4 protein-coding genes are annotated in these 7,263 nt (G+C 46.5%); all 4 read right to left on the minus strand.

The features are described from left to right. Positions 1–10: 10 nt before the first annotated feature. The 4 genes from LZG72_RS06095 to LZG72_RS06110 all read right to left on the minus strand — a co-directional run bounded on the left by LZG72_RS06095 (position 11) and on the right by LZG72_RS06110 (position 6,922). Positions 11–2,416, minus strand: a complete 2,406-nt coding sequence (locus LZG72_RS06095) for an outer membrane beta-barrel family protein (protein ID WP_233868852.1) — start codon at positions 2,414–2,416, stop codon at positions 11–13. 802 nt (positions 2,417–3,218) lie between these two features. Next, a complete protein-coding gene (locus tag LZG72_RS06100; protein ID WP_233868854.1) occupies positions 3,219–3,590 on the minus strand; it encodes a hypothetical protein in 372 nt (123 codons plus the stop codon). Positions 3,591–3,683: 93 nt separating this feature from the next. Continuing rightward, positions 3,684–6,464 (minus strand): phosphoenolpyruvate synthase, encoded by a 2,781-nt coding sequence (locus tag LZG72_RS06105; protein WP_233868857.1) that lies wholly within the window; start codon positions 6,462–6,464, stop codon positions 3,684–3,686. Further along, the gene (locus LZG72_RS06110; protein ID WP_233868860.1) at positions 6,461–6,922 is read right to left on the minus strand and encodes a MarR family winged helix-turn-helix transcriptional regulator; all 462 of its coding nucleotides are present in this window, start codon (positions 6,920–6,922) and stop codon (positions 6,461–6,463) included. The genes LZG72_RS06105 and LZG72_RS06110 overlap by 4 nt, the downstream gene beginning before the upstream one ends. Between the last annotated feature and the right edge of the window lie 341 nt (positions 6,923–7,263).

Consider the following 7,263-nt stretch of genomic DNA (forward strand, 5'->3'; position numbering starts at 1 on the left):
TTGTCTTCGCTCAATTATTCCCCTCCCCAGCCTTCTTATCATCATTACTAATCCGCTTTTTCTGACGAGGGGCACCGTTCATTTTACCAAATTCATATTTCAGATTGATGCGCCAGCCGCGGCGGTACATGGCTACATCCTGCACCTGTACGAAATTGGGGCCGACGAAATCGTTGCGCCAGCTGATCGTGCGGTTGAATGGGTTGTCGTAACCAACGCCGATCGTACCTTTTTTCTTCAACACTTCTTTTTGAAATACAATATTGTAAAAGCCAAATCCACCATATCTTCCCTGAAGATTCACCCGCGGCGAGTTATAAAATCCGAATAACTGCGCTTTGTAACCTTTCCCAAAATCTACTGTCGAATTCAGGTTAATGCGGTACATCCAATCCGCATTCCTCGTTTTGAGTTCGGCGCTTTCGAGCACATTATAGAACAGATTGAGCGAGCCATTGACTGTCCATTGCTTGATAATTTTGGCATTCGCACTCAGGTTTACCCCATATGCCGAATTCTCCGCTACATTCTGGAAAATCTGTTTTAAAACCCCGCTGCTGTCCACCGAGCTGATGCTTTCGATCGCATTCTTTGTTTTTCTCAGAAAAAAGGATGCATTAATACTTGTTTGACCAATGGAGATGCTGTAATTGGCCTCAGCAGAATGCGTCAATTCCGGACTGAGATAAGGGTTGCCGCCATATTGGTTTTTGGAATCCGACTGATTTACATACGGGTTCAGATAGTAAAACTGTGGGCGCTGGATCCGTTGCGAATAACTCAGCCGGATCTGCTGGTTTTTCGGGAGGCTACGGGAGAGGCTCAGACTTGGAATGAAATTGCCGTAATCATTCGAAAAAGGCCTGGTCCCATTCAAAAAATTGGCTCTGATAAACGTGTGCTCATAACGCGCTCCTAGGTTAATGCCCCAATTTTTCTTGGGCGTCCGGCTGTAAACCACATAAGCAGCGGCCACTTGTTGGTTGTAGTCAAAAACATTGGCCAGATCAGGCATATCTACAAAATTCGTTGAACCGTCTTGTGCGCTGGCAATGCGGTAATCGCTTAAAATCTGCCGGAGAATGGATTTCGCTCCCATCTCAAGCGTGCTGATACTGTCGAGTGGATTGGTAAAATCCAGTTGGAATGTGGCTTCCTTATTGTTGTTGATGTTATAACTTTTTTCGCGGTAAAAGATCTGCTCCCTGCGGTTATGAACATTGGCCCAGTAATCACTATCCTCACCTTCAAACGAATACATCATCAGCAGGTTCAGTTCTTTTTTTGGTTTTTTAAAAAGACGGGTATAATCCAGGTTGAAAGTAGCACCCGACCAGTCATAAGTCCGGCTCATGTCCCGGCGGAAATACTCACTCACAATCCCCTGACGGGTTTCCTCAAATGTGATATCAAACCCATTGGTATTGCGCCCATTATAGTAATTCACCCCCGCGCCAATCCGGTTCAGAGAATCTACATCCCAGTCCGCATTGACTGTGCCGTAGAAGTTCTTTCCATTGCCTTTCACCCATTGTTCCTGATCCTGCAAACTCAGGGTATCCGCCTCGGAAAATGAACGTATCTGGCTCATCATACGCTTGTTACGCCAGTTACTAAAACCTCCATTGGCACTGAGACTGATGCCTTTATCCCGGTGGTTGATGCTTGCATTGGGCCAGTTGTTCCATTGTCCGAAGTTGGGGCTCACAGACCCGTTGGTACCTTTCAATGAGTTCTTTTTAGTAATAATATTAATGATCCCGGCAGTTCCTTCCGCATCGTATTTCGCAGACGGCGAGGTGATTACCTCAACTTGTTTGATGATATCCGCCGGGATTTGTTTCAGCGCATCTGAAACGCTGCGGGCAACTACGCTGGAAGGTTTTCCATTAATTAATACCTTAATATTACCGCTTCCCCTCAGCTGCACATTACCTTCAATATCCACGGCCACGGAAGGTATTTTTTTCAAAACATCGGTCGCGTCGCCGCCGCGGATGCTAATGTCTTTTTCCGCATTATAAACCATGCGGTCCGATCGCTCTTCAAAAAGTGCTTTTTGCTCCGAAACGGTTACTTCATTGAGATTTTGCACAAACGCAGCCAGGGGAATATTCCCAAGGTCAACATCTTTCGATTTCACATCAAACTTCCCGGTATTTCTCGTCGCATATCCGATCAGCGAAGCCTGGATCGCGTAACGTCCATGGGTCACTTTCTCAAATTCAAATGCCCCATTTGTGTCTGTGGTGGTTCCGTGCAGGATTTTTCCATTTTGGAGCAGGGCTACCGTCGCAAATTCCACGGGTTTGGCAGTCGCCGAGTCGGTAAGAATACCTTTGACTTTAAATTGCTTGGCCCGTGTAAGAGTGACGCTTGCGACCAGTACGATCAGGATAAGTAGCAGTTTTTTCATATCATGGCTGTTGTTCAATGCGACGCAAAAAGCGACCGCAATGCAAAGACGATTGACCCATGATAATGTTGCACCGGAGAATAAACAGGAGGCCCCGCCGGGGCTTGTAATTGTATTGGTGCTACTCTTTTCTAGAAACAGGAAGCCGCTCTGCGGCTGTTAACAGATGGTACGGATGGCGGGCACTTCACTTGATAGACTAAACGGAATGATCGTGGGATCTTGTTGAATTGCAAATTCGACCTGGAAGACGTTTGCCCGAAAGCAAAAGAAATAGCTCCGGCGGAGCTTCCTGTTTCTAGAAAATAAGACCCCTCAAAAGTAAATGCGGCTCCATCGGAGCCTCCTGAAAACCGGAGAATAAACAGGAGGCCCCGCCGGGGCCTCTAATTTGAATGGTGCTACTCTTTTCTTGAAACAGGAAGCCGCTCTGCGGCTGTTAACAGATGGTACGGATGGCGGGCACTTCACTTAATAGACTAAACGGAATGCTAATGATCGTGGGATCTTATTGAATTGTAAATTCGACCTGGAAGACGTTTGCCCGAAATCAAAAGAAATAGCTCTGGCGGAGCTTCCTGTTTCTAGAAAATAAGATCCCTCAAAAGTAAATGCGGCTCCGGCGGAGCCTCCTGAAAACCGGCGGATAAACAGGAGGCCCCGCCGGGGCCCGTAATTTCAATGGTGCTACTCTTTTCTAGAAACAGGAAGCCGCTCTGCGGCTGTTAATGAAAAATCCTGCAAATCATTCCGATTTACAGGATTTTTACTAATCAAATTACAACACAATTCCTCGCGAAACTTACTTCTTAGCCTCCTTAACCGCTTTTATCGGAAAATCTCCGTACTGAGAGGATATCGTGCCGGTTAATGTATCCCCTTTTTGCATAAAGCTATACTTGAATACACCGTGCTCGTTTTCTGTTGCAAACGTGACTTTGCCCTGATCAACCGCCAGTTCCTTCATCTCCTGCTTTTGAGTGTCGCCGACGTACCCCACCGTCTTACTATCCTTTTGCTCGAATGTAAAAAATCCCGATTGATATTCCGCTGGAACGTCGCTGATCATGTATTTCCAGGTACCAAATATCTCGTCCGCCGTAACCGCTTTTGTCGCCGCAACCGAAACGATGCTAACCGCGATAATCATCAGAATGTAGTACTTTGTTTTCATCTTAAATCAGGAGTTAAAAGTTTGAAATCTTGTTATTAAGATGTAAAATGTAACACAAATCCGGATTTTGTGCAAAAAAATTAAAATAAAAGCCTAGATAAGCAACTCTACCCACCCGTCCGTCCCATTCACCCGGATCCGCTGGCCGTCTTTAATCACCTTCGTCGCATTCTCCACCCCGACTACTGCCGGCAAGCCGTATTCACGTGCGATCACGGCTCCATGGGTCATTAGTCCGCCTACTTCGGTGACCAGACCTTTGATCGAAACAAATAACGGTGTCCAGCTCGGGTCCGTAAATGTAGTCACTAGTATATCCCCTTCTTCCAGATCAGTCGTATCCATGTTTAAGATCACCCGTGCCCGACCTTCTACCACGCCAGACGAAACAGCCAGACCAACAATAGCACCCGCCGGAAGGTTTTCTCGTTTGTATGCACCCGTAATAATCTCTCCATCGGAAGTCATAACACGTGGCGGCGTTAATTTTTCATAGTATTTATAATCATCTTTTCGCTGGCTGATAATCTCGTAATCCGCTTTATGAGTGCGTACTACTTCACGAAGTTCTTCAAAAGTGAGGTAGTAAATATCTTTCTTGTCGTAAATGACATTGGCTTGCACAAGTTGCTCGGCTTCATTTAGTAACGCCTGCTTATATACGAAGTAGCGATTGATCATACCATATTTCGGATATTCACGATAACCGCTCAAATCCCGGATCAGGCCGATCATTCGTTTTGCTTCTTCGGCTTTTTGTTCACCATCCGGTAATTGCATTAACCGGTCCAGTAACTCTCGCTCCTTTTTCAAAGCTTCGTCCCGCCCCTGCTCAAATCTCCGTTTTCCCGCATGATGCTCAAAGTTTTTGATGTTACTGAGAATAATGGGGATAAGCGCAGCCGGGTTTTCACTCCAGCGCGTCTTGGTAATATCAATCTCCCCCGCACATCGCATGCCGTATTTGTCGAGAAAAGCGTTGATAGCGTTCAGGGATTCTTGTCCGCCATGAAGCTCGGGTATGGAGTGAGATGTGAGAGGTGAGAGGTGAGATGGGTTGGATGTGAGATGTGGGGTTGGAGTTGTTTCTGCACGCTTCTCCCATTTCCCATTTCCCGTTTCACATCTCACATCTCCCGTTTCACATCTCACATCTCCCATTTCACATCTCACATCTGACAAATAAGCAACCACTTCTGGAAAAGGGCGGATTACATCGGCGACGTCCATTAATGCGAGGCCCATTTCGGAAGTAACATTGTTCGGGACGGATTGCGAAAGTGTGTCAGCCGCATTTTTCTCGCCCAACCATTCCTGCATTTTTTCATTGATCCAGGATGCAGCATTCATACCGGTCATAATCGCACCAAAACTCTGCGGGGCATGTACGTTCTTCTTTAATTGCTGGGTATCTTCCAGAATAAAGTCAAACAAGTCCGGCCCTGACTTCGTCCGGATGTTTTGCTTTAACGCTTCTATAGATGTTTCACTGCTTTTGATCAACTCAGAAACAACAGCTGCCGCGCCGCCCATCGAATCATAATCATTTAATGCCAGGTAATCTGGTGGCGACACCGCCTTCTCGCCATTGCCCGAACCTGCATCTTTTTCATCATCCGGTAACGGTTTCATAAAATCAGCCCGGCTTACGATGGTTGTAAGTGCGTCTTTGATCAGTGGATCGAATTTCCCCAACGTTTCTATCATCGTTATCCTGCCGGCTGGTGAAGCCAGCATCGGTGTAACATTAACAAACAGCCTTCCGCCGGCCACGCGCATTGTCGCAGGAGTTGTTAACAGCCAAACAGACAACCCCAACGGCTTCATCGCGTCGGTCATCATCTGTTGATGGCCGACAGACAGATATACTTGCAAGCCGTCATTGTCTCCCGCATTCTCCTGAGGGATCGGGTATAAGGTAGTGATCGGCCGACTCTGGACAATGTAAAATACATCGTCAGACAAACACCATTCAATGTCTTGCGGATTGCCAAAATGTGCTTCGATTTGTCTGCCGATCCGGGCTAGTTCTAAAATCTGCTCATCGGTCAGCGCCTGTTCTTTCTGCCGCGCAGGCTCAATTTCCTGTTCCATCGTGCCACCCTCTTTCAGCGCATTAACCGCCATTTGCTTGGTGGATACGTGCTTTTCAGTGATTTCACCCTCCCGAACTTTGTAGTTATCCGCATTTACGAGTCCTGAAACCAACGCCTCGCCCAAACCGAAGCTGGCGTCGATGGATAACACTTTCCTGTTACCATTGACCGGATCGGCTGTAAACAGAATCCCTGCTACCTGTGGAAAAACCATTTCCTGAACTACCACAGACAACTGAACATTACGGTGATCGAAATCGCCCGCCAATGTGCCGTTTTGAATTCTGTAAATCACGGCCCGGTCTGTGAAAAGAGAAGCCCAGCACTTCCGGATGTGTTTCAGAATCGACTCCTTTCCGATGATGTTCAAATAAGTATCCTGCTGGCCAGCAAACGATGCCGTCGGCAGGTCTTCGGCCGTGGCGCTAGAACGTACGGCGAATGCATTATTTTCACCAAATTTTGCGAGTTTCCTCACAATTTCGTCTGCGATATCCGTTGGAAACGGGATACTTTCAATCGCACGCCGGATTTTTGCACTGATCTCCCCAATGGCTGATCGTTCCTCCGCATTCAGCAATGCCAGTTTATTCAGCAAATTGTCAAGCTCCCGATTGTTTTCGGTTGTTCTTTTACATGCTTCGGTGGTAATGCAAAATCCCTCGGGAACCCGTATACCTTCCATTCCGGACAATTCGCCCAGATTGGCCCCCTTGCCTCCTACAGCCATTCGTTTTGAACGGTCTACCTGCTGAAAATCAAGTACGTATGTGTTCATTTTCTATTACTGTTGAGTTGATTCGTGGTCTCGTTCATCAATTCAATCGCTTTTAAAAAGTACGTCTCAATCACTTTGCTTTCTTCATCCGAAAAAGAAGCAATCAATTGTTCGGACTTGCTCCTGAAATCTTTGTAGAGTGGCACCAGGAGTGCCATGATGTTTTCCGTATTGGGCTCAATGATCACCTTCCGCCGGTCGTCCGCGGCAAACCGCCTTTTTACAAGGTCTTTTTTTTCAAACCGGTCGATCAAACCTGTAACTGCACCCGTCGTCAGACCTGTTAAAGTGGAAAGCTCACCTGCGGTCATCTGCCCTTTTTCCATTAAAAATCCCAGGTATTTGTGATCCGTTCCGGAAAGCCCCGCCTTCCGGGCAACGGCTTCATGCATTTGAATGGAGGTGTAGGCGTATTGTTGGCTAAGTTTTCTGACTTGTTTGACCAGGTTCTCGTTCATATTATCTCATTGTCTAAATATCTTAGTGACAAAGATAATAGAATATAGGTAAATTCATGAGTTGAATCGGCGGACAAACGGGAGGCCCCGCTGGGGCCATTATCAATGATGTATGTTTTTCTAGAAACAGGGGGCCGCTCTGCGGCCGCTGGATTTGATATGTTGTCAAGGATAATAACAATACGAAGCAAATTTGAGGGAGGAGATTTGAATAATGCAAAAAAAAAGAGGCTGTCTCAAAAGAGGCAGTCTTTTTTTGCATTTTAGCGGTTGTATAACTTTTCCGAATTGTTTAACTTTAGGTATAAGCAAATCAAAGAAAAATGGGCCGCAGACAACCT

The sequence above is a fragment of the Dyadobacter sp. CY323 genome (assembly GCF_021390245.1).
In the GTDB taxonomy this organism is placed as follows: domain Bacteria; phylum Bacteroidota; class Bacteroidia; order Cytophagales; family Spirosomataceae; genus Dyadobacter.